The following is a 20,974-nucleotide window of genomic DNA, read 5'->3' as shown; positions in this document are numbered from 1 at the left end:
CTGTGGGGGTCTCTCTTGACTAGCGCACTGCCACGAACCAGCATATCACAAACCGTACAACCCGGAAAAGCGAAATTCATCGGTCCTCCGTACGAGGAGGAAAACCCCCGCACAAGAGTGGCTCTTGCACGGGGGCTGATCGGGAGCGGGTTTGCAAACCCGCCCAGAGAGGAAGCTCCAGGCGAAGCTTGGGTCTGCAGATGTGCTCTAGCCCGTTTTCTCAAAGAGAGCGATGGGGTTCCTTACGCTTCTTCCGAGGAAGGAGCGTTTGTGGTGCCAAGCTTGGCCTTCAGCTCCAGGAGCTGAGCGTCGATCTTCTCTTTCTTAGCAGCATCGGCTGCACTGAAGGAGGTTCCAGCGGAAGGCACGGCGCTGTAGGGCATTCTTGCCACTTCCGCCTGTACTTCCAGCTCGATGATCTTCTCTTCCATGCGTTGGAAGCCGCGAGAGGCGTTGCCTCCGCCCAGCGTCACCTGTTGGGTGACGGAAGCCATTTGCTTCTTGGCGTTTGCCAGTTGGGCACGGGAGATCAGCTCATTGCGCTTGTTGCGCATCTTGTAGAATTCGTCCTTCATCTCATGCAGCTGCCCCAGGATTTCGTCGGCCTGAGCCTTGGCTTGGATGTGCAGGCCGGTGTAATCCGTCACCTTTTGATCGTAGTACAGCTTTTCTTCCAGCGCTTGGCGAGCGGCGGCTTCCTGCCCGTTCTTCATGGCCACGAGGGCGGTTGCTTCGCGGTCCGCTGCGAGCTTCTCGGCTTCCCTCAATTGCTGCTGCAGCTTGCGCTCGCTGGCGATTTGCTTCGCGACGGTGACTTCCGCCTGAGCGATTTCTTCTTCCATGTCACGGAGGTACTGGTTCAGCATGATGATCGGATCTTCAACTTTATCCAGCATTTCGTTGATCGAGGCGCGCGTCATATCTTTGATTCGAGAAAATACTCCCATGGTTACACATCTCCCTTTTCGTATTGGTTAAGTTTGGCTTTGAGTTCTTCGATTTCCTTCTGCAGGGCTTTCTTCTCGACTTCCTTCATCATCTCATCCAACTGGTCCTTCTGCGGTTCAGGCTTCTTCTCTGCATAGGTTGGCGTTCCGTAGTAGTCACGTCCGCCGCTCGTGTGCCCGCCATTCCAACTGGAACCACCGACCGGGCCGTTGAAAGGGGACCCGTTATACGGACCGGAAGACGGGTCATAGGGACCGGGATCCTTCGGGATGACCGCACTGGCGATGATGTAGATCAGAATGACCGGAAAGCCCGTAGAGAAGATGGCGGTGATGATGACCACGACCCGAATGAGTGTAGCATCGACGTTCAGCCATTCCGCCAACCCACCGCATAAGCCGGATATCTTTTTGTCTCTGCGAGACCGGTATAATTTATTCATGTCAACCCAACCTTCCTCTCCCCTGGGCCAACCGGTTCGTCAGTCGATCCGATTGAGCTTGGCGAGTTTTTCTTCGAGCTTTTGCTCGAGCTTGATGCGATTTTCTTCCAGCGTTTCTTCGAGCTTGTTCAATTCCTTGCCCAGCTTCTCTTCCAGCTTGACGCGGGCGCCTTCGCTCTTCGTCTCCAGCTTGCGGCGAAGGAGCTCCATCTCCTCATCCAGCCGGTTGCGGCTGGAGGAAGCAGCACCGCCGTAGCCTGCTCCGGAGCGGCGGACTTCGTTCAGCGTCCGGGATTCCAGCTCCAGATCGCTGATCCGCTCATCGAGCCGTTGGAAGGCTCGGGAGGACCCCGTTCCGGCGTTCATGTTCAATCGCTCGTTCATTCTGCGTTGAAGGCGGAGCGATTCCATCCTCGCCTGGTAGTAGCTGCGGCGGGCGGCAAGCTCATCGTAGTCGGCGCGCAGTTGGCGAATCTGAGCTTCGAGGTCAGCCAGCGAGGCTTTTCCTTCCTCATACAGCGGGCCGTATTGAGCGCAAACCTCTTCTTGCTGAAGCTTCTCGGCAAGGGCGATGCGGGCGATTTCGTCTTCTCCCGCCTTCAAGGCGATGGCGGCTTGCTCTTCTCTTTTTTGCTTGAGAGAGAGCGACGTTAAGTAGTGATTCCGTACCGAGGCGACATGCTGGGCACATTCGTTATGCAGCCGTTCCGACTCCCGAATCTGATCTCTCAGGGAAGCGAGATACCCGTCGATCAGGCGGACGGGATCTTCGGATTGCTCCAGCCGATCGTTCAGCGTCGCCACCGTGATGTCTCTCATCCGATTCCAAACGCTCATGGTCTCAACTCCATCTTTATCAATGTCCAATTAGTAGCTGTTATTTTTTTTCGTCAGGATCGAAATTCCGAATGCGATCAGGAGAGCAGCAATGACCCAGCCAATGAGGGGAGTCAGCTTGCCGATCAGGATGACGGCGCCGAGGAACACGAGGAACCCTCCGATCAGCCGCTTGCCGTTCTTGATGCCGAGATAGCCGAAGGCGATCAGGGCGATGGGAACGATCAGGCTTACCACCCAACCCACCAGCGGACCGAGCTTGCCGAGCAAGATCAGGGCGCCGCAGACGATCAGGATCAATGCTAATGCGTTTTTCCCTTGGAGCTTCATTTGTTCACCGCCTTTCGTTGGTATGACGTATTGGTTATGTCTTTATTCTAGGAGAATTCACGTTTCGTCAAAACGGACCCGCGGCGGTATTTGGACTGGACCTTGGTCGGGGACCCGGCTTGGACCTCCTTCGGGGCGGGTTGATATACGCAAAAAGACGGAGCACAGAAGGCGTTCGCTTGCCCTGCACAAAAAAAAGCGGCTGACCCCAGGGCCGCCGCTTGTTCCATCAGGTTCGGTATTCCGATATCAAGGAAAAACGAGCTCGCATTGCGCACTATTCCTTGACCGGCTTTAACCGGTAGCCCGCATAGAGCATGAAGATGCCTAGCACGGAATTCAGTCCGACCAGAAATCCGCGAATGGAATCGTACCTCTCGGATCCCAGGGTAGCGCCCAGGATGAGGTTCAAAGCCAGGCAAGCGATGTTGATCCAGCCGATCGCGAGGAACAGCGTACGAATCCGCTTCAGGAAAGCGGAGCGCGAAGGCAGATCGGTATAGAGCTCCCTCGTCTGTCCTTCCACATAAGGCCGGCGGAAAATGTGCCACCAGAATTGGCTGTCTACGTATTCCCAGCCGCCGTCTTCATACAGCGCGAGATACTCGTGGAATGCATTCTTTTTTCCGATGGGAAAGGACTGCAGGTCATATCGGTACTCATAGCGTTTGCCCTCTTCTCGGCGGAAGCGGCACCGGAAGAAGCCTTTTTTGTCAAAATGAAGCCCTTGGGCGGATTGCTCAGACAGCCACTTCTCCGTTTCCTGGAACTCCAGGGTCCATTTCATCCGTTTAAACTCGGTTTGACCGCTCATCAGGCTCCTCCCCCTTGAAGCTTCGCTTTTTTGGAGGCATACAGGAGCGCAAGTCCGGCTGTCAGGTTCAAGCCTACCGCAACTCCGGTGATAAGGGAGCGGACCAATGAGGCATCACTTTGCAAAAAATGATGAAGGTTCACGCTGAAGCCAACGAGGTTGGCTGTTCCGAGAAATAGGAACGCTTGGTTCAACCGGGTGGAATACCGAGAACGGGATGCCGGATCGGCGTAAAGCTCCGGATGCTCGCCCGCTGCATAGGGACGGCGGAACACATGCCAGCAGACACGACTGGCTACGTACTCCCAGCCTTCCGCTTCAAGGGAGGCGCGGTACTCGTCAAATCCTTTCCTAGCGGCCATCACGCTCTGATAATCGTGCCGGTACTCGTACCGCTCATCGCCGCTCTTCTTGAATTGCTTGCGGAACCAGCCCATCTTCACGAGATGAAGGCCGTCTTTCGAAAGATTGCAGAGGTGGGCATCCATCTGTTGGACATTCCACGCTAGCTTGTAGGGTTTGGATACGAGGGGAGCGTTCGTTTTCATTGGGATTGTCCTCCTTGAAGGTAATGGTGTCCGTGCCGGACCAGTTCTTCCATGCGTTTCATCTCCGCTTGGGCAACCTGTGTCCCGAGGGGGGTACTGGCATAGAGCTTGCGCCGCGAGTCGGCTGGATCGGATTCGTTCGTATTGACGATCAGCTTCTTGGATGTGAGGGCATTGAGCGCGGTATAGAGCGTACCCGGCCCGATCTTCAATCTGCCTCCCGTCAGCCTTTCCACCTCTTGCATCATCCCGTAGCCGTGAGCGGGTCCCGGCTGGAGGACGAGGAGAATGTAGTAGAAGGCTTCGGTCAACGGCAGCATGTCTTCCACCGCATTTTTCTTCAAGGAACCTTCTCCTTTCTCAAGTGCGATTTATACCGACCTTCACTGTATTGTCATTCGTTATATCGCGTGTCGATGTATTTGATGTCTCTATATTATCACCCGATGTATCGACTGTCAATATATCGATCATCAATCGAATAAAAAAAGCATTTCGCCGTTTGAATTGACGAAATGCTTGGTTTTTTCCTAGTTGTCGCTTATCGTATACGCCTATCGATTAGGGAACAGGCGGGCTTTCGATGGCCCCTTCATCCGCAGAGGCTGCGGCAGCTGTACTGCGGTATTCGTAATTCTGACGGCACAGCTCCAGAAGCTGAAGCTTGTCTCCCCTCTTCGGCACCGTGAGCGTTACTGGCGGGGCGCCTTTGCGGCGCAGTGCCTGTCTCAGCCGGACGGGGTCCAACGCTAAGCTCAGGATGAGCTCATCCGGTCGTTCTTCCTTGTACCGTTCCAGAAGGAAGAGCTCCGCACGCTTGTCTCGCTCCCCCTCGGCAAGCGATTCGAACGACATGCCGCGAATCATCCCTTCCTTCAAGCTCACGATCATGACATGCTCCTCTCCAAAATAAAGCACATCCTGGTCGATGGCGGTTTCCCGATCCACGACCTGCTTCACCATGAGCTTTTCCAGCGATGCGATTTGGCGGCGCAGGCGCTCGGCCCGTTCAAACTCAAGTCTCTCTGCATGCTCCAGCATAAGCCGCTTGAGCTCGGCGATCAGCTCGTTCTCCTTGTTTGCCAGCAGGCGCTCGGCTTCCGCAATCCGGCCTTGATAGTCCTCCTCCGAGATCATCCCCTCGCAGATGCCGCTGCACTTGCCGAGGTGATAATAGAGGCAGACCCGCTTCGGCATCTTCACGCAGCTGCGCAGCCCATAATGCTCATTAATGAATTCCAGTAAGGCATTGCGGAATTTCCCATTTGGATAAGGACCGAACATGCGGCCTCTGCTGCCCGAAGCCGACTCCTTAAGCGGCACAGGAAGAGGGCGGCGGATGCGAAAATGAAGGTCCAGACGGGGGATGCGCTCGCGGGTTAGCTTCAGGTAGGCATAGCCGCTGTTGTCCTTCTTGAGCGCCCGGTTATAGGGAGGCCGATGGAGCTTGATGAGGTTGTTTTCCAGAAAGAGGCTCTCGGCCTCGTTGTGCACAAGCACGATTTCGATCGACGCCACGTTTGCAACCAGATCGCGAGTGCGTTCCAGCTCATGGGTTCCGCGAAAATACGAGCGCAGCCGGTTGCGAAGGTTTTTCGCCTTGCCCACGTAAAGGATGGCGCCTGATGAATCCTTCATCAGGTAGCACCCCGGTGAGGTCGGGAAATCCTGCGCATGAAAATCAAATGCCATCTGGGGCTGCCTCCTCTCTTCGCCGGAACGTTCGTTCGATTCTTTTCCATCATACCTTACGACATTAGCAGCGGACAAGCGTTCGGAAGCTGAGACGGAGAACCAAAAAGCGAGTTCGTCCGCGGCTTGAAGGCCGGGAACGAGCTCGCTTGGTTGTCGCCTGATGATCGTGCTCTTCATCAAGCTTAGAAATTGAAGTTGTCCGGATCAGCGCCAAAGCGGCGGTTCTCGTTCAACGCATCGATCTTCGCCAAATCCTCGGCATTCAGCTCGAAGTCGAAGAGATCGGCATTTTCCTGAATGCGCGAAGGGGTGACCGACTTCGGAATGACGATGATGTTGTGCTGCAAGTGCCAGCGCAGAATGACCTGTGCCGGGGTCTTGCCGTAGCGGGACGCAATCTCTTGAAGCACAGGCAGGTCCAGGTTGCCCTGCATCAGCGGGCTCCAAGCCTCGACGTAAATCTTCTTCTCGTCGCAATAGCGGCGAAGCTCTTCTTGGCTGAGAAGTGGGTGAAGCTCCACTTGGTTGACCGCCGGTACGACCTTTGCGTCGGCAAGCAGATCATCGAGGTGATGCGGGTGGAAGTTACTGACGCCGATGGCACGCGCCTTGCCGTCTGCATAAATCTTCTCAAGCGCCTTCCAGGTTTCTTTATACTTGCCCTTCACCGGCCAGTGTACGAGGTAGAGATCGACATAATCCAGGCCCAGCTTGGCCAGGCTTGCTTCGAAGGCGGCGAGGGTCGTTTCGTAGCCTTGTTCGCTGTTCCAAACCTTCGTCGTGATGAACAGCTCTTCCCGGGGAACGCCGCTCTCCTGGATGGCTTGTCCGACTCCGGCTTCATTGCCATAGACAGCTGCGGTGTCGATGCTGCGGTAGCCTGCGGCGATGGCTGCTTTTACGGCTTCGACAACCTCGGCGCCGTCCTTGGCCTTCCATACGCCCAAACCGAATTGGGGCATTGCTACGCCATTGTTGAGCGTCACGGTAGATGCAACGTTTGTCATGCTGAGTCTCTCCTTTTGTATGGAATTGTCCTTGTTTAGGATAGCAATAAATCGAGGCGCATGCAAAAAATACGATTAATTCGATCGGCCCCCTTGGTGAAGAACCCAAAGAAGAAGAGGCCGCCCGAAAGCATGCCCCTCCTGTGTCCGTTGTCATCTGTTTGAACGGCCTCACCGCGGATTCGATTAAGCGCGGCTACCCTGATTTATCCAGCAGGGCGGCCGCTGCGGGGCAACCGCGATCCAACGTCTCGTGCGTATGGAATTCAGGACCCGCCGCTTCCTCCGGGTCGACGTGCACGTACACCGTGCCCACATGCTCCAGGGCATGCAGCAGCGCGTGATTCACCTCTTGAGCAATGCGGTGTCCATTCTGGACAGTCATATCGCCGCCGACGGCGACACTGAGCTCAATCCGCAGCTCATGCCCGCTCCACCTCGCCATCACCTCGGTAACCTCGCTCACGCCCGGAACCGACTTTGCGGTCTGGGTGATCCGATCGATCAGCTCGGGTTCAATGCCGTCCAGCATCCGCGTGAAGACCAGCTTGGCGGATTCCCAGGCAATGAAAAGGATCATGATTGTGATCCCGATGCCGACCAGCGGATCGAGCAGCGGAAATCCGAGCCACGCCCCCGCCACACCGGCCAATACGGCGAGGGACGTGATGCCGTCCATCCGCGCGTGCTGGCCGTCCGCCACGAGGGCGGCGCTCCCCAGCTTCCGCCCCATGCGGATGCGATAGCCGGCGATCATTTCATTGCCGAGAAACCCGATTATCGCTGCGAGCGCCGTAATCCCGAGATGAGTCGGCTCAACCGGGTTCAGCAAACGCAGGACCGACTGGTACCCGGCAACCCCCGCGCTTGCGAGTATGACTGCGACGATGAACAAGCCCGCCAAATCCTCCACGCGGCCGAGCCCGTACGTGAAGCGCTTGGTCGGAGCACGTCGGGCGAGCATGAAAGCGATCCAGAGCGGAATCGAGGTGAGGGCGTCGCCAAAGTTATGGATCGTATCCGCCATGAGCGCGACGCTCCCGGAATAGAAGCAAATAACGGCCTGTACGCCCGCCGTAAGCATCATCCCGGCAAGCGACAGCAGCAGGACACGCGTGGCCTCCTTGGCATAAGCCTCCCGATTCGATGTCGATGCGATTGCGTCCTCCCCAGCTCGCGAGGACCTCCGTTCTGCCATGGCTGCTCCCATCCTTTCCTCATACCGATTCTTACCCCTCGTTGGAAACGGATATACCGGTTGAATGGGGCGGATTGATGAACCCGTCGCCGGACAAAGCCTGTTCATCAGAAGCGAAGAACCCCCGCCGAGTACAAGAAGATCAAGATGATGACGATAGGTGCCAAATAACGCAGCAGCAAGAGCCACGTCTTCGCCCAGACCGGCCGAAGGTCGGCCTCCTGTGCGGATTGCTTCCAGACATAGCCCGCAAACAGCGTGACGAGCAAGCCGCCAAAGGGAAGCAGCACATTCGAAGCCGAATAATCGAACCAATCGAAGACCGTGCGGCCCAGCCATTTATATCCCTTCCACGGACCTTCGGCCGACAAGGCAGCCGGTACGCCGAGCAAGATGCAGAATGCCGTTGTCGCAAGCGATGCCTTCGTGCGGGTCCACTTCCACTTTTCCATGGCGAAGGCGACCGGTACTTCCAGCATGGAGACCGCCGACGTGAGAGCAGCAATGGCCAGCAGCAGGAAGAAGATGCCCCCAAGCAAGAAGCCGAACGGCATGGCGTGGAATGCAGCAGGAAGTACGATGAACACGAGCCCCGGCCCTTGCTGGGATTCCAGTCCGTAGGTGAAGGAGGTCGGGAAGATGATCAGGCCGCACACGAGCGCATATAGCAAATCCCCGCCCACCACTGCGAGAGATGCGGTTTTCAGCGATTGCCGCTTGTTCACGTAAGCCCCGTAGGTCACCATCGTCCCCATGCCGAGTGACAGGGAGAAGAAGGCATGGCCGAGGGCCAGCAACGCCGACTCCGGGGTCAGCTTGGAAAAGTCAGGCTTCAGGAAATACTCGATGCCCGCTCTTGCACCTGACAGCGTCAGGGCGTTCACGAGAAGCACGAGCAGCGCAATGACCATCATCGGCATGAGAATCTTGTTAAACTTTTCGATACCGCCGGATATGCCGCGCGCGACTACCCAGCAGACGATCACCATCGCCATGACCTGCCAGAAGACCGGACCGTAGCCGGAGGCGGTGAAGGTTTGGAAGGACTCCGCGTAATTGGTTTCCCGGCTGAGAACTCCCGAGAAGCTGCGAACCGCATAATGAAGCGTCCAGCCGGTTACCACTCCGTAGAAGGACATGATGATGACAGAGCCAAACACAGAAATAAGCCCGAACAGCCCCCAAGCCTTGCGCCCGGACAGCCTTTGGAAGGAAGAGGCTGCATTGCCTCTTCCCCCGCGGCCGATAGACAATTCGGCAAGCAGGATCGGCAGGCCAATCAGGAGCAGACACAACGTAAACAGGAGGAAGAACGCCGCTCCTCCATTTTCGCTCGTTAAGTAGGGGAATCGCCAAATGTTGCCGAGACCGACCGAGCTGCCGATCGCGGAGAGAATAAAGCCGCCTTTGCTGAAGCCGTCTGCCGGCTCCCTATCCTGCGAGAGCCCCTGTGTATCCTGTGACAAAAAAACACACCTCATTTAGTCATCGCGTGTTTGCAAACACGCGTTAGGTAAAACCTTTTACACATTTGTTGATCAAAAGAAATCCGTCAAGTAAGGCGTCAAGCCCGGAAGCCGATCTTCCAGTTGCCTTGCCGCATCCTCATCGCCGGAAAGCCGGCCCATCCGCAGAAGAGCAGTAGGCGAGAGATAGCCCATGAGAAGCGCGGCGAGCGTCTGGATGGTACAGGATAGCGTCTGGCCCGAATCGGAAGCCGTCGACACCCGCTCCAGCTTCCCCTTCCCTTCCGCATCCACCGTCAAGAGGAAGCTCCCCGCATTCCAATCGGCATGGGTGTCCTCCAGGTTGAGGAACAGCTCCGTTCTCCCTCCGGAACGGAAGGGATAATCGCGTACGAACGCCTCCGCATCCACGATCCTCGCCATGAAATAAGGAGCCGCCTCCTGCTTGAAGCGAGGGTTGGGCAGCAGGAAGGACAACGCATCGTCCGCCGGGGCTTTCATCGTTACTTTGCCACACATGGAATCATGTTGAGAGATCCACTTCAACAGCGCCATGCGTGCCTCCTCATCCAGGTAAATCCACTCGTGAACCTTCATCTCATACTGTTGAATCACATACTTGATGTACCCGCGAGGAGTCCCCTGCTTGTCCCTCCATACGGCGATCGTGGAATTTCGCTTCTCCAGCAAGCGATCCCACCACTCCTCCGAGCGGGCGAGCATGCCGCTATAACGCCGGCTATACACATCATAGATCTCACGCAAGAGTTTGACGTCGCGTGTACGCTCAAAGGAACCAGCGGGATCAGGAAGCGGCGGGATCAAGCTCAGGTCAAGCTCATAGGTTTTGACATCGGTATAGATCTCGTACCCGTATTTCCGATAAAAGGCATACGAGAACGGACTCAGCATGGACAAGCTTTGTCCCGCTTCCCGCATTTGCCGAAACGATTGCTTGAGCAGTTGACCCACAAAGCCGTTGCGGCGGTATTCCGGCCACGTGGAAACGGATGCAATTCCGCCCATGGCAAACAAGCGCTCCCCGATGTTCACCGCCAGCGGGAGGAGCATCAGCTTGGCGGCAAGGTTTCCTTCCACATAATAGCCCCACATTTCATCCTGCTTCAGGATGGCGGTCTTTCTCTGACGCTCCTCCTCGTTGCTCTCGTACTGAAAGGCAAACTCGGACAAGCGCAAAAATTCGATGTGATCCTCCGGTGGAATCGGATGGATTCCGTTCCGCATTTCCAACACTCCCTTCACGGCTCTTGGAATAACAAGCAGCGCAAACGGCCAGCTGGACAGCCGGCCGATCCCTGCAGCCGCATTTCTCTCGTCAGAAGTTCACGCGGAAGCTTACGATGAGCAGGACGGACAGAAGCAGTCCGATGATGACCATCTCCACGGTTAAAAACGTCGCAAGCTTGTCCTTGCGCACCGCCGGTTCGCCCGGCTCCGGCTTCTTGTTGATGACCTTGCGGCCCAGGATCGACAGCACGATCATGGACAGCACGATGATGGTCGTGCCGACATCTCTCATGTACGTGAGCCAAAAGGGCATTCCCTTGTCTCCCGAGCCGCTGTTCATGCCCATCATGGCGAAACCGCTGATCAACACCAGAAACGCTCCCGGGTGAGACAGGATGTTGAAGACGCGAATGATCAGGCGGACCACTCGTTCCTCCCCTTCTCCGGATTGCTTTTTGAGCATGGCAAGCAAGACTGCTACCATGACCAAAGAACCGAGCCAGACCGACAGCCCGATAAAATGCAAAAACAGCATAAAATCGCTCAAATTCTCCACCTCCAGGAAGCTGTTCATCCCTATGCTCCTTGATTATATGACAGGCCTGCTTAGACTGGCAAACCCCGCTTTTAGCAAGAGGCGCTGTCCTCCGACGTCTCGGCCGACACGTCCAAATGCTTGGCGCAAGGAGGAAGCGTGCAGCTCCACCCCTCGTTGTCGCCTCCGTTCAGGACGCACAAATAGGTGTTGCCAATATGCGGGATGTCCTCCACTTGAAGCAGATGCTCAATGGTACGGGCGATCCAGGCGCCGTGGCTCACGATAAGAATCCGCTTATCGGGATGCTCCGCTGCCTTCTCCTTCAGAAAGTCCATGCTTCGCGCCAGGATGGACTCGACGCTTTCTTCCCCGTGGTCGAGCTTGGCCCAATCCTCCCCCCACGCTGCGATTCGGTCCGCTACGGTCGTTCCGTCGAGACGCCCGTGCGACTTTTCCCGAAGGCGCGGATCAGAGCCCGTTACCTCCATTCCCATCGCCTCGGCCGCGATCTCGGCAGTTACGCGGGCGCGGGACAGATCGCTTGTGTACAGATAGTCCCAGGACTCGTTCGCAAGCCGGGCGCCAAGCAGCCGAGCCTGCCGAAGTCCTTCCGCATTCAACGGTACATCATGCTGGCCTTGAGCCCGATATTCTGCATTCCAATCCGTTAGGCCATGCCGGATAAATCCAAAGGTAACCACTCGCTCACTCCTACCTGTTTCTCGCTCTTTGCAGATGGGTTGATTTTCACACAGCTTGAAGGTCCCGTCAATGGGACGAGGTGGCCGTTCCTTTTCCAGCACAGGATTTCTCTCTTTGGGTAGACATTTGCCGTTCACGCCCCTTCTCTTTTGGGCTCACGCCTGTGAAAAGCCCACATAGGATATCGAAAGCATGTTGTTCGACGATGCCATTCCTATGAAAAAGAAAGGTGGGTGCCTTCCCAATGAATCGATACATGGATTACTCTTCGCCGGACGTAAACTTCAGCTTCGATCTGAGCAACAACCGTTTGATTGCCAAGGACAGCCAAAACTACATCAACATTCTCTCCATCAAGGAGCTAAACACCCTCGGCAACACCTCGCTGTTGGATATCTTCCTCAGCAGGTCCAACGTGGTCGAGCCGCATATCCACCAGAATGCCTCGGAGCTGGTGTACTGCGTCTCCGGTTCGGCGGTGGTTTCGCTCATCAATCCCTTTACGAAAAAGCTGATCAACATGCCCATTCGTCCGCAGCAGGTCGCCAACGTTCCGCAAGGCTGGTGGCATTACGAGGTTGCCCTCGAGGATGACACCCACCTTCTTGCCATCTTTGACGCTCCGGTTCCCGAATTCGTCAACGGGTCGGACATTCTCCGGCTGACACCGGCAGAAATTCTCTCCCACACCTATTGCCTGGATGAAGCGATGATCAAGGAAGCCCTCGCTCCGATCACGGGCACCGTGATCATCGGACCGCCCAAGGATTGCAAAAACACCCAAGTCGGCGGTGCCGGGAATGGGAAGGCCCATAAGCCGGCTGCCATGCCGATGGGTGGCCGCCAAGCCGTTCAACCGGATGGAGTCCTGCACCCGCAAGCAGGAGGATACTCCCCCTTCGGGTTCCCACCAGGGTATGGTCCATCCGGGTTACCCACAGGCTATATCCCTTATGGGCAATCTCCCTACTACCCCGCTGCAACCTCAAGCTACCGCTACGATCACGCAGCAGCCGAAGCCTCATTCAACGGAGGCTATCCGGCTTACCCTACCCAGGTTTCCTACGGCTGGAAGGCAGAAGGCCAATAACGCAAAGACAGACTGATCGTTCGCTTCCGACTTTATCTTGCAGATGAAGGCGAATCCAGACAAACGGGCTGAGCCAAAGGAAAATCTTCCTTTGGCTCAGCCCGTTCCTTATTCAGGTTCATATGGAAGCCCTCAGGCTCTCTGCGGGCAGCATTAGACCCGATTCGTCTCTGCTCGGTACTCCTCAGCGAGGCGCTTGAAGGCCGGGAGCGACCGCCGAATCCGATCCTCCGGCACGCAGTAGGAGATGCGTACATAGCCGGTACAGCCAAAGTCATCGCTGGGGACGAACAGGAGGCCCAGCTCGCGTGCTCGGGCGCAGAAGAGGTTCGCATCCTCCTCCAGCGCTTTGACGAAGAGATAGAAGGCCCCGTCCGGGTATACGCATTCGTACCCGTACTCCTGAAGAGCCTCATAGAGCAGATCGCGGTTGGTCTTGTAGACGTTCAGATCAGCCGTCTGGCCGAGACATCGCGCGATCGCCTTCTGAAACAGGCTCGGTGCGCAGACATAGCCGAGCGCCCGTCCCGCCCCGCAAATGGCGGCGTAGACCTTCTCTCCCTCCTCGACCCCAGTGGGAACCAGCACATAGCCGATCCGCTCCCCCGGTACGGAGAGGGATTTGCTGAACGAATAGCAGACGATGGTATTGGCGTAGGAAAGCGGAATATAAGGAACATCCACATCATCGTACACGATCTCCCGATAGGGCTCGTCCGTGATCAGGTAGATGGCGTGGCCGAACTTCTGCTCCTTCTCTTGAAGCAGAGCACATAGCCGTTTCACGGTTTCCAGGGAGTAGACCACCCCGGTCGGGTTGCTCGGCGAATTGATCAGGATCGCCCGGGTTCGCTCCGTGATTCGTTCTTCCAGCGCATCGAAGTCGATCTGAAAATCATCGAGCTTGGCTGGAACAACCACGAGAGTTGCCCCTGCCGATTCCACGAATACCTTGTATTCCGTGAAATAGGGAGCGATGGCGATCACCTCATCACCCTTGCCCGCCACCGCCTTGATGCTGACACTGAGCGAAGCGGCTGCGCCGACGGTCATGTAGAGGCGATCCGCCGATTCGTTCGTTCCATAGAGGCCGTTCAGGTAGTCGGCAATGGCTTGCCGCACCTGCACATCCCCTTGTGCCGAGGTATAGCTGTGCACGGACACGGAATCCTCCTGCGTCAGAAGCGCAAGCAGCGCTTCCTTCACGGATTCCGGCGCCGGGGCACTCGGGTTGCCCAGGCTGAAATCAAACACATGCTCCGCGCCGATCTCGGCGGCTCGCTGCTTGCCAAACTCAAAAATCTCGCGAATGACGGATCGTTTGCTTCCTAGCTCGTACATCTCTTGCGATACCATCGGGTTCCCTCCTTCTTTGCTGCCTCCAGACATTCAAGGTCGGATTACCGGCCCGGCAGCTTGTTCCTTGCATCAATCGATTCCCGCAATCTTGTCGCAGTAGTCGCGAATGAGCGCCACCGAGCGGCTGAGCGCACTGCGCTCCTCGGGTGTCAGGTGCAGCTCCACCAGCTCCTTGATGCCCTGGTTGTTGATGACCGCCGGAATACCGGCGTATACGCCGCTCTCCCCGTATTCCCCATGCAGCATGGCCGACACGGGGATCACCTTGTTCTCGTCGCGCAGAATGGCCTGGATGATCTGGACCGTGGTGGCGGCGATGCCGAAAGTCGTTGCCCCCTTGGCCATCACGATGTCATAGGCCACCTGCATGATATGCTTGCCCATATCCGCAACATCAAAGCCGGGAAAGCGATCCGGGTTGTCCTTCAGAATGTCGAGGAACCGCTTGCCGCCGACCGTCACCTGGCTCCACGGAACCAGCTGCGAATCGCCGTGCTCGCCCATGCAGATCGCATAGACGCTCTGCGGGTCAACATTCATCGTCTCCGAAAGATGGTACTTGAGGCGGGCCGAGTCGAGCGCGGTGCCCGTTCCGATCACACGGCTATCCGGCAGGCCGGACCATCGGTGCACGCAGTAGGTCATGATGTCGACCGGGTTCGTGATGACGACGAACATCCCCTGGAAGCCGCTCGCCATGACCGGCGTGACGATGCTCCTCACGACCTCCGCCGCCTTTTCCACCTGATCGAGTCGGGTCTGGCCCTGCACATAAGGCAGCGCCGCTGCGATCACCACGAGATCGGCGTCGGCGCAGTCGGGGTAATCTCCATCGGTGACATTCATCCGAATGCCCCGATAGCCGAGCGAATGCTGCAAATCCTTCGCTTCCGCCCATGCCTTCCGTTTGTTCTTGTCGATGAGGACGAGATCATCGCAGGTGTGGTTAATCGCCAGGTTAAAGGCGACCGCCGCGCCCACGGCCCCGGTTCCCACGATGACGATTTTGCTTCGACTGATTGGCATGTGGCCTGTTCGCTCTCCTTTGACTCGTTTCATTCATTATAGAAAGGATGGACCGGATGGGCAATGCCTAAGCCGACAAGAGAGAACTCGTCTTCTATCGAATTACAATGGTGCCGCCATCGCTGCTGACGGATAGTCGATTCACGCCTGCTCCGACCATTCCCTCTTTTCGAGCGGGAACATCTGCCGTGTAAGAAGCATTCTTGAATCGGACGGTTACGTCCTCCGACAAACTGGACACAAGAAAGGATAAGCTCGCGGGATTCTCCTGGTAGGAAACGGTGATGTCCCCGGAGCCCGTCCGAATCGCAAGATCAGGGGACTCTTGAATTCCCGTCACGGCAACCTCTCCCGACGAAGCGCTAACCTCCGCGCGAGGAGCCTGTACCTTGCTCATCGTCACATAGCCGGAATCGGCTACCACCTTCACTTGGTCGTAGACCCCGCTTAATAGCTTGAAGTCGCCTGATTTTGTGAGAACGTTCAGCTTATCCACCAACAGGTTCGACAGGGTTGCATACCCTGAATCATTCTCAATCGTCAACTCCGAGAAGGATACATCCTCTACTTTGAAATCCCCATCGCCATTCACCAGCTTAAGGGGTAGCGAAACGTCTTGGGGCAGGTCCAGCTTGATGGTCCCCGCTTTTCCGAGTGTTACTTGATTAGCGAAAGACTTCTGGGGTTCGGACTGCTGGATCGCGAGCTCCCCGTTCTGCAACCGAGCCGTTGCCGAATCCCGTTCTTCCTTCGAGGAGCCTTTGAAGCCGACATGAATGTTCGAATCCGCCGATTTCCCAATCTGGATATCCCATGAGTCGCTTTCTATGGCTATGGATGAAACCTTTCCCGGCTCGAAGCTTTCTTCTGTGGTTATGCTCTTTCCCTTGCCGCAGCCTGTCAGTCCAATCAGCAAGAGCAAGAACATGCAGAACCAAATCCCTTTTCCCTTCATGGCTTTTCCTCCGATCTCTATAGTAAGTCCTTGGTTTCCACGTTGCGGATGGAGAGAAAGGCAAACACCAGGGAAACCGCGATCAGCACAAGAGGAAAGATCGGCCGGTTCGCAAGCGAGTAATCTCCAATGTTGGCCTGAGTCAGCAGGATGAGCAGAAACGAGGTGACAATCGTCGCTTTGGAGGAGCGCAGAACGAGCCCGACAAACAAAGCGATGAAGCTCACGCTGACGGTGACAACCGACTTCAAGACGAGCTGAGCATAGAAGGAGAGGTGCGTCATGTCATAGTCAATCGGAAAGGCGGACGCTTTGTAGGCCGAGCCTGCAAGAATACAGCCGTAGATGAGCAGCTTGGTCAGAACCAAAGCAGCAAAATTGAAGATCCAAACCGCTAGCATTTGGGAGATCAGAATGTTTCGCCGCTTGATCGGGTAGGAGAACATCAGATTCATGGTTTTGTTCTTATAGGCGCTGACAATGAAGCTCGCCAGCATCAGACTGGTGAAGATCAGAAACGTAATGCCCGTCACCATCTCGACCGAGGCGGACATGAAATTGTACCCCTCTGCGGTGTCTGGAACCCCTGTGTCCGGATCATTGGCAATGCCAAAATAGGCGGTCGCAAACAAGAACAGACCCAATACTCCCGCAACGATGAGGGCATTCCGAATGTACCGAGCGATGTGGTTCTTTTTCCATTCCAACCGGATCAGTTTCAGCATGATTTCTCCCCCTCCATGGTCAGCTTCAGGAAGTAATCCTCCAGGGTGTCTGCCTTCTTGCCGATCCCATCAAAATCAACTTCATTCATGGCCAGCGTCTTAGCCAATTCCTTGGCCGAATAGCGGTTGTCATAGATTCGGATGCTGCGCTCATCCATCACCTTGAAGTTGGCAATCGAAAGCTTCTCTTCCAGCACATAGGAAGCTCGTTTGACATCCGATACCGACAGCTCCAGATAAGCCAGGCTGGAATCCGCGATCTCCTTCATCGAAATTTCCTTTACCAGCTTCCCGTGATGAATAACCCCGATCGTGTCCGCAATGCTCTCGATTTCCGACAGGATGTGGCTGGAGATCAGGAGGGTCATTCCGTATTCTTCACAGAGCATTCTCAATAAGTCCCGGATCTGCTTCATTCCGGCCGGGTCAAGGCCGTTCGTCGGTTCATCCAAAATCAGCAATTCCGGCTTGCACAAAACAGCCCGAGCCAAGCCCAAACGCTGCTTCATTCCGAGGGAGTAGCTCTTCACCGGTTTCGTTCCAGCATCCTGCAGGTCCAACAGAGCCAGCGCTTGCTCCACGCTGCCAGAGCTGTAGTAGCCCATATACTCGCAATGGAGTTCCAGGTTCTCTTTGCCGCTCAGGTGCTCATAAAAGGTCGGAAATTCAATGATGCTGCCCATCCGTTTCAGAACTTCATAGGAAGTAGGCGTAAGCTCCTCTCCAAAAAGCTCAATGCTTCCGCTCGTGGGCTTCCACAGGTTGGTGATCATCTTCATAACCGTTGTCTTCCCTGCTCCGTTGGGACCGAGAAAGCCGTAGATCGTGCCCTTCTTCACATGAAGGTTCACGTCCGCTACCAGCGGCTTTCCCCCCAGCGTCTTCGTCAAGTGATTCGTCTGCAAAATGGCTGTCATTTCGCTTGCCCCCTTTCCTCTTCCATTGTAGCGGGCAGCTTTTTCAAAACTCTTGACGAAATCTTACGATTTTCTTTCGTCTGTCTCTCGATCCGTCTCCCGGAAGAATCCCGATGCCCGCTTCAGCTTGACGGTGAAAATCGTTTTTTCATAAGGAATGCTAACCAGCGTAAGCTCCCCGCCGAGCCGAATCGCCAGCTGCTTGGCAATCGTCAGCCCGAGTCCATTCCCTTGAATGTCCCGATTGCGGGAATCCTCCATCGTATACAAGCGGTCGAACACTTTATCGGCAAAAGCCTGCTCAATTCCTTTCCCTTTGTCCACCACATCAAGATAGGCGTAGGCCTCATCTGTTCGAAGAAAAAGGCCCAGGTATTTGCCGTCGGAGCCGTACCGAATGCAATTGGAGAGGAGATTGTTCAGGATTCGATGCAAGGCATCCTTGTTTCCGTATACCGGCACCTCCGTTTCCGGTACGGACACCTCCACTTGAAATTCCTTTTGCACTAGAATGTCATACAGGCCCACCAGATTCTCTCGGCATATCTCCGAAAGGTTCACCTTGCTGACGGTAATCTCGATATCCTCGGCATCCAATTTCGCCAGCGTAAAAAATTCATTCAACAAGTCCAAAACCTGCTTGGCCTTGTGCTCCACCTTTCTCAGGCGTTCTTCTTCCTCCTTGGAGTCGAGCCGGATGATCTCAAGATAGCCGAGAATGACCGTCAAGGGAGTCTTGATGTCATGTGAGATGTTGGAGAGCATCTTTTTCGATGTCCGTTCAAAGCGCCGGTAATCGGCTTTTCGCTTTTGACGATCTTCGAGCAGCTGGTTGATCTGTGCCGCGAGCTCCATCAATGCTTTATTTGAGGTGAAGACCATCACCTTCTCATCGCTGTCCCGGTCGAGAATGTCATTCAATTTTCTGCACATGTCCATCAAATGGGCTTCCGTGCCCTTTCGTAAGGCGAGCTGCTGGTATACGAGAAGGACAAGCAGGACAAGAACACATCCCGACATAAAAAAAAGAAGCGTCGATTCGCTCATTTTCCGCCTCCCAGCTTGTAGCCAATCCCCCAAACCGTGAGCACATAACGAGGATCGCGGGAATGGTCTTCCACCTTGTTTCGGAGGCGGCTGATGTGCACATTCACCGCGTTCTCGTCTCCAAAATAGTCTTCCTTCCAAATGGTAGAGTAGAGCTGCTCCTTTGTATAAACCTTTTTCGGATTTTGCATGAGCAGCTTCAGAATGTCATATTCTTTCGCGGTCAAGTCAATGAGCTCTCCGTTCTTCATCACCGAATGCTCGGCCAGGTTCATGGTCAACTCGCCTGCGGTCAGGATTTCCTGGCTGGAGGTTGCAAGCGCCGCGGCATATTGGGTGGTCCTGCGGAGGTTGGCTTTGATGCGGGCCAGCACTTCCACAACGGAAAACGGTTTGGTGACATAATCATCTGCTCCAAGCCCAAGCCCCAGGGTGATATCGGAGTCCGTGTCCCGAGCAGACAGGATCAGGATCGGAACGGTGCTGCTTTTTCGGATTCGCTGCAGGACCTCCAGGCCGCTCACTCGCGGGATCATCAGATCCAAAAGAATGAGATCGTATCGCCCTTCCTCGAACTTCACACAAGCCTCTTCGCCATCGCAAGCCGTCTCGACTTCAAACTGCTGAGAGCGCAGGAAGCTCTCCAGCATTTCGCGAATTTCTCCATCGTCTTCAATCAGTAAAAGCTTCATCGCCCGTTATCCACCTCATCGATCATCGAAAACGCAACTGGATGTCTCTCCATCCCCATCTCTTTCTTCCATTCCCATTATGACAGATTGAGGGAATTGAGGCACTACTCTTGGATGGGCTCCAAGATAGAATGATATCCAAATAAAAACGGCTTCCGGCTATGCAGAATCACATAGTCCAGAAGCCGTATACTTGCCGTGAAGGAGCCCGCCTCCGCTAGTCGCCAGCGATAACGCCCTTTTTCAAAATGAGGTTGCCATACAAGGCCTCTTCTCCCGTCACGACGATCGCATAAGCCGATTTGGCCCGCTCATAGAAGGCAAACCGTTCTTCCTGCCCGAATTCCGCATCCGGATCGCTCGCTTTAACGATGCGCTCATACTCCTCCCAGATGACCGGAATGGTTGGATCACCGGGCACGACTCCCATGAGAATCGCTTGCTGGGAAGCATAATGATCGAGCGGCAGCAGCTCCAGGATGGCGGTCAGCAGCCGGGGGATGCCGATGCCATCACAGCGCAGTACCCGCGGGTGCAGGGAATGCCCCGGGAAATTGGCATCGGCCAGGACGAGCTCGTCGCCGTGCCCCATCTCCATCATGACCCGGACCAGCTCCGGGGACAACAGCTTGGGAATGCGTTTCAGCATGGGATGCGTTCCTCTTTTCATTAGAGAATGGGCCTTGCTTTCCCCTTGATTTACATGCCGTAAAAAGAGCGCAGCGCCACCAGCTCTTCAATTCGCTTGGGCGAGAGCTCCCTCTCTCCATCGATCATGCGGGTCAGGAACGTTAGCTTGGCCGTGTACTCCAGCCGCTCCATGTTCATATAGGCGGCCATGACATCCTTTCCCCAGGTGATGGCTCCGTGACTCTCCAGAAGCACCGCGGATTTTTTGCCGAAGAAGGGCTCAAGCGAATCGGGAACCTCTTCTGTAGAAGGAGTGCCGTATTGAGCCACCGGGATGTCGCCCATGGCGATGACCGATTCCGGCATCATCATCTTGTCGAGCGGCTCCCCCTTGATGGCGAAGGCGGTGGCGAAAGGCGGATGAGCGTGAACCACCCCGCCCATCCCGGGGAGAGCGCGGTACACGCGCAGATGCATCTTCACTTCTGTGGAAGGGCGATAGTCCTCATGCGCCTCCAGAATGTCGCCTGCGAGGTTCACCTTCACGAGCATGTGCGGCTCCAGGTAGCCCTTGCTTACCCCGGTCGGCGTCGCCAGCACTTCACTCTCGCTCAGCCTGGCCGAGATGTTCCCATCGTTGGCTGCAATGTATTCCTTGTTGAACAGGTTCCGGCCGATGTCGCAAATGAGGAGGCGCAGCTTGTGCTCGCGTTCTTCCGGGGTCTCTACCTTTTTCTCCATGAGTTCTCTTGTCTCCTTT

24 protein-coding genes are annotated in these 20,974 nt (G+C 55.7%); 1 reads left to right on the top strand and 23 read right to left on the bottom strand.

What is annotated here, in order from left to right; all coding sequences use genetic code 11:
• Nucleotides 1–242: 242 nt before the first annotated feature.
• The 14 genes from AAFN83_RS15320 to AAFN83_RS15255 form a co-directional block, all read right to left on the bottom strand.
• Nucleotides 243–947 (bottom strand): PspA/IM30 family protein, encoded by a 705-nt coding sequence (locus AAFN83_RS15320; protein ID WP_347770850.1) that lies wholly within the window; start codon nt 945–947, stop codon nt 243–245.
• A 2-nt stretch (nt 948–949) separates the two neighbouring features.
• Nucleotides 950–1,390: a PspC domain-containing protein gene (locus tag AAFN83_RS15315; protein WP_347770848.1), complete on the bottom strand. Its 441-nt coding sequence runs from the start codon at nt 1,388–1,390 to the stop codon at nt 950–952.
• 39 nt (nt 1,391–1,429) lie between these two features.
• Nucleotides 1,430–2,227, bottom strand: a complete 798-nt coding sequence (locus AAFN83_RS15310; protein WP_347770846.1) for a PspA/IM30 family protein — start codon at nt 2,225–2,227, stop codon at nt 1,430–1,432.
• Nucleotides 2,228–2,257: 30 nt separating this feature from the next.
• The gene (locus AAFN83_RS15305) at nt 2,258–2,557 is read right to left on the bottom strand and encodes a LiaF transmembrane domain-containing protein (RefSeq protein WP_347770844.1); all 300 of its coding nucleotides are present in this window, start codon (nt 2,555–2,557) and stop codon (nt 2,258–2,260) included.
• A 277-nt stretch (nt 2,558–2,834) separates the two neighbouring features.
• Nucleotides 2,835–3,371: a DUF2812 domain-containing protein gene (locus tag AAFN83_RS15300; protein ID WP_347770842.1), complete on the bottom strand. Its 537-nt coding sequence runs from the start codon at nt 3,369–3,371 to the stop codon at nt 2,835–2,837.
• Nucleotides 3,371–3,919 carry a DUF2812 domain-containing protein gene (locus tag AAFN83_RS15295; RefSeq protein WP_347770840.1) on the bottom strand — a complete coding sequence of 183 codons (549 nt, stop codon included), beginning with the start codon at nt 3,917–3,919 and terminating at the stop codon, nt 3,371–3,373. The genes AAFN83_RS15300 and AAFN83_RS15295 overlap by 1 nt, the downstream gene beginning before the upstream one ends.
• A complete protein-coding gene (locus AAFN83_RS15290; RefSeq protein WP_347771239.1) occupies nt 3,916–4,239 on the bottom strand; it encodes a PadR family transcriptional regulator in 324 nt (107 codons plus the stop codon). Before AAFN83_RS15290 ends, AAFN83_RS15295 begins: the two co-directional genes overlap by 4 nt.
• 241 nt (nt 4,240–4,480) lie before the next feature.
• Nucleotides 4,481–5,611 carry a GIY-YIG nuclease family protein gene (locus tag AAFN83_RS15285; RefSeq protein WP_347770838.1) on the bottom strand — a complete coding sequence of 377 codons (1,131 nt, stop codon included), beginning with the start codon at nt 5,609–5,611 and terminating at the stop codon, nt 4,481–4,483.
• A 185-nt stretch (nt 5,612–5,796) separates the two neighbouring features.
• Nucleotides 5,797–6,621, bottom strand: a complete 825-nt coding sequence (locus AAFN83_RS15280) for an aldo/keto reductase (protein ID WP_347770836.1) — start codon at nt 6,619–6,621, stop codon at nt 5,797–5,799.
• Between the two features lie 196 nt (nt 6,622–6,817).
• Nucleotides 6,818–7,819: a cation diffusion facilitator family transporter gene (locus AAFN83_RS15275; protein ID WP_347770834.1), complete on the bottom strand. Its 1,002-nt coding sequence runs from the start codon at nt 7,817–7,819 to the stop codon at nt 6,818–6,820.
• A gap of 107 nt (nt 7,820–7,926) precedes the next feature.
• Nucleotides 7,927–9,285, bottom strand: a complete 1,359-nt coding sequence (locus AAFN83_RS15270; RefSeq protein WP_347770832.1) for a sodium-dependent transporter — start codon at nt 9,283–9,285, stop codon at nt 7,927–7,929.
• 72 nt (nt 9,286–9,357) lie between these two features.
• Nucleotides 9,358–10,530, bottom strand: coding sequence for a GNAT family N-acetyltransferase (locus tag AAFN83_RS15265; RefSeq protein WP_347770830.1), 1,173 nt, complete (start codon nt 10,528–10,530; stop codon nt 9,358–9,360).
• A 91-nt stretch (nt 10,531–10,621) separates the two neighbouring features.
• Nucleotides 10,622–11,107, bottom strand: a complete 486-nt coding sequence (locus AAFN83_RS15260) for a hypothetical protein (RefSeq protein WP_347770828.1) — start codon at nt 11,105–11,107, stop codon at nt 10,622–10,624.
• Nucleotides 11,108–11,160: 53 nt separating this feature from the next.
• Complete coding sequence (locus tag AAFN83_RS15255; protein ID WP_347770826.1) at nt 11,161–11,772, bottom strand: histidine phosphatase family protein; 612 nt, start codon at nt 11,770–11,772, stop codon at nt 11,161–11,163.
• 245 nt (nt 11,773–12,017) lie between these two features.
• Between AAFN83_RS15255 and AAFN83_RS15250 the strand changes: the two genes are divergently transcribed.
• Nucleotides 12,018–12,863: a cupin domain-containing protein gene (locus AAFN83_RS15250; RefSeq protein WP_347770824.1), complete on the top strand. Its 846-nt coding sequence runs from the start codon at nt 12,018–12,020 to the stop codon at nt 12,861–12,863.
• 153 nt (nt 12,864–13,016) lie between these two features.
• On the opposite strand, the gene AAFN83_RS15245 is transcribed toward AAFN83_RS15250, so the two are convergent.
• The 9 genes from AAFN83_RS15245 to AAFN83_RS15205 form a co-directional block, all read right to left on the bottom strand.
• Nucleotides 13,017–14,219, bottom strand: a complete 1,203-nt coding sequence (locus AAFN83_RS15245; protein ID WP_347770822.1) for a pyridoxal phosphate-dependent aminotransferase — start codon at nt 14,217–14,219, stop codon at nt 13,017–13,019.
• Between the two features lie 72 nt (nt 14,220–14,291).
• Nucleotides 14,292–15,248 (bottom strand): L-lactate dehydrogenase, encoded by a 957-nt coding sequence (locus tag AAFN83_RS15240; protein ID WP_347770820.1) that lies wholly within the window; start codon nt 15,246–15,248, stop codon nt 14,292–14,294.
• A gap of 94 nt (nt 15,249–15,342) precedes the next feature.
• Complete coding sequence (locus tag AAFN83_RS15235) at nt 15,343–16,203, bottom strand: DUF4097 family beta strand repeat-containing protein (RefSeq protein WP_347770818.1); 861 nt, start codon at nt 16,201–16,203, stop codon at nt 15,343–15,345.
• 17 nt (nt 16,204–16,220) lie between these two features.
• Nucleotides 16,221–16,928 (bottom strand): ABC transporter permease, encoded by a 708-nt coding sequence (locus tag AAFN83_RS15230; RefSeq protein WP_347770816.1) that lies wholly within the window; start codon nt 16,926–16,928, stop codon nt 16,221–16,223.
• Entirely contained in the window at nt 16,922–17,845 is a 924-nt protein-coding gene (locus AAFN83_RS15225) for an ABC transporter ATP-binding protein (RefSeq protein ID WP_347770814.1), read from the bottom strand. The genes AAFN83_RS15230 and AAFN83_RS15225 overlap by 7 nt, the downstream gene beginning before the upstream one ends.
• Nucleotides 17,846–17,908: 63 nt before the next feature.
• Nucleotides 17,909–18,892 carry a sensor histidine kinase gene (locus AAFN83_RS15220; protein ID WP_347770812.1) on the bottom strand — a complete coding sequence of 328 codons (984 nt, stop codon included), beginning with the start codon at nt 18,890–18,892 and terminating at the stop codon, nt 17,909–17,911.
• Nucleotides 18,889–19,584: a response regulator transcription factor gene (locus AAFN83_RS15215; protein WP_347770810.1), complete on the bottom strand. Its 696-nt coding sequence runs from the start codon at nt 19,582–19,584 to the stop codon at nt 18,889–18,891. Before AAFN83_RS15215 ends, AAFN83_RS15220 begins: the two co-directional genes overlap by 4 nt.
• Before the next feature lie 217 nt (nt 19,585–19,801).
• A complete protein-coding gene (fucU, locus tag AAFN83_RS15210; RefSeq protein ID WP_347770808.1) occupies nt 19,802–20,233 on the bottom strand; it encodes an L-fucose mutarotase in 432 nt (143 codons plus the stop codon).
• Between the two features lie 50 nt (nt 20,234–20,283).
• Nucleotides 20,284–20,955, bottom strand: coding sequence for a class II aldolase/adducin family protein (locus AAFN83_RS15205; protein WP_347770806.1), 672 nt, complete (start codon nt 20,953–20,955; stop codon nt 20,284–20,286).
• Between the last annotated feature and the right edge of the window lie 19 nt (nt 20,956–20,974).

Origin of the sequence: Gorillibacterium sp. CAU 1737, from assembly GCF_039888655.1 — a bacterium.
In the GTDB taxonomy this organism is placed as follows: domain Bacteria; phylum Bacillota; class Bacilli; order Paenibacillales; family NBRC-103111; genus Gorillibacterium.
This window is presented reverse-complemented; position numbering and strand designations above follow the sequence as displayed.

What these genes read in the sequence shown, in the direction of transcription:
- AAFN83_RS15320 (WP_347770850.1), bottom strand. Translation starts at nt 947, where the DNA reads ATGGGAGTATTTTCTCGAATCAAAGATATGACGCGCGCCTCGATCAAC.
- AAFN83_RS15315 (WP_347770848.1), bottom strand. Translation starts at nt 1,390, where the DNA reads ATGAATAAATTATACCGGTCTCGCAGAGACAAAAAGATATCCGGCTTA.
- AAFN83_RS15310 (WP_347770846.1), bottom strand. Translation starts at nt 2,227, where the DNA reads ATGAGCGTTTGGAATCGGATGAGAGACATCACGGTGGCGACGCTGAAC.
- AAFN83_RS15305 (WP_347770844.1), bottom strand. Translation starts at nt 2,557, where the DNA reads ATGAAGCTCCAAGGGAAAAACGCATTAGCATTGATCCTGATCGTCTGC.
- AAFN83_RS15300 (WP_347770842.1), bottom strand. Translation starts at nt 3,371, where the DNA reads ATGAGCGGTCAAACCGAGTTTAAACGGATGAAATGGACCCTGGAGTTC.
- AAFN83_RS15295 (WP_347770840.1), bottom strand. Translation starts at nt 3,919, where the DNA reads ATGAAAACGAACGCTCCCCTCGTATCCAAACCCTACAAGCTAGCGTGG.
- AAFN83_RS15290 (WP_347771239.1), bottom strand. Translation starts at nt 4,239, where the DNA reads ATGCTGCCGTTGACCGAAGCCTTCTACTACATTCTCCTCGTCCTCCAG.
- AAFN83_RS15285 (WP_347770838.1), bottom strand. Translation starts at nt 5,611, where the DNA reads ATGGCATTTGATTTTCATGCGCAGGATTTCCCGACCTCACCGGGGTGC.
- AAFN83_RS15280 (WP_347770836.1), bottom strand. Translation starts at nt 6,621, where the DNA reads ATGACAAACGTTGCATCTACCGTGACGCTCAACAATGGCGTAGCAATG.
- AAFN83_RS15275 (WP_347770834.1), bottom strand. Translation starts at nt 7,819, where the DNA reads ATGGCAGAACGGAGGTCCTCGCGAGCTGGGGAGGACGCAATCGCATCG.
- AAFN83_RS15265 (WP_347770830.1), bottom strand. Translation starts at nt 10,530, where the DNA reads ATGCGGAACGGAATCCATCCGATTCCACCGGAGGATCACATCGAATTT.
- AAFN83_RS15260 (WP_347770828.1), bottom strand. Translation starts at nt 11,107, where the DNA reads ATGAACAGCTTCCTGGAGGTGGAGAATTTGAGCGATTTTATGCTGTTT.
- AAFN83_RS15250 (WP_347770824.1), top strand. Translation starts at nt 12,018, where the DNA reads ATGAATCGATACATGGATTACTCTTCGCCGGACGTAAACTTCAGCTTC.
- AAFN83_RS15245 (WP_347770822.1), bottom strand. Translation starts at nt 14,219, where the DNA reads ATGGTATCGCAAGAGATGTACGAGCTAGGAAGCAAACGATCCGTCATT.
- AAFN83_RS15240 (WP_347770820.1), bottom strand. Translation starts at nt 15,248, where the DNA reads ATGCCAATCAGTCGAAGCAAAATCGTCATCGTGGGAACCGGGGCCGTG.
- AAFN83_RS15235 (WP_347770818.1), bottom strand. Translation starts at nt 16,203, where the DNA reads ATGAAGGGAAAAGGGATTTGGTTCTGCATGTTCTTGCTCTTGCTGATT.
- AAFN83_RS15230 (WP_347770816.1), bottom strand. Translation starts at nt 16,928, where the DNA reads ATGCTGAAACTGATCCGGTTGGAATGGAAAAAGAACCACATCGCTCGG.
- AAFN83_RS15225 (WP_347770814.1), bottom strand. Translation starts at nt 17,845, where the DNA reads ATGACAGCCATTTTGCAGACGAATCACTTGACGAAGACGCTGGGGGGA.
- AAFN83_RS15220 (WP_347770812.1), bottom strand. Translation starts at nt 18,892, where the DNA reads ATGAGCGAATCGACGCTTCTTTTTTTTATGTCGGGATGTGTTCTTGTC.
- AAFN83_RS15215 (WP_347770810.1), bottom strand. Translation starts at nt 19,584, where the DNA reads ATGAAGCTTTTACTGATTGAAGACGATGGAGAAATTCGCGAAATGCTG.
- fucU (WP_347770808.1), bottom strand. Translation starts at nt 20,233, where the DNA reads ATGCTGAAACGCATTCCCAAGCTGTTGTCCCCGGAGCTGGTCCGGGTC.
- AAFN83_RS15205 (WP_347770806.1), bottom strand. Translation starts at nt 20,955, where the DNA reads ATGGAGAAAAAGGTAGAGACCCCGGAAGAACGCGAGCACAAGCTGCGC.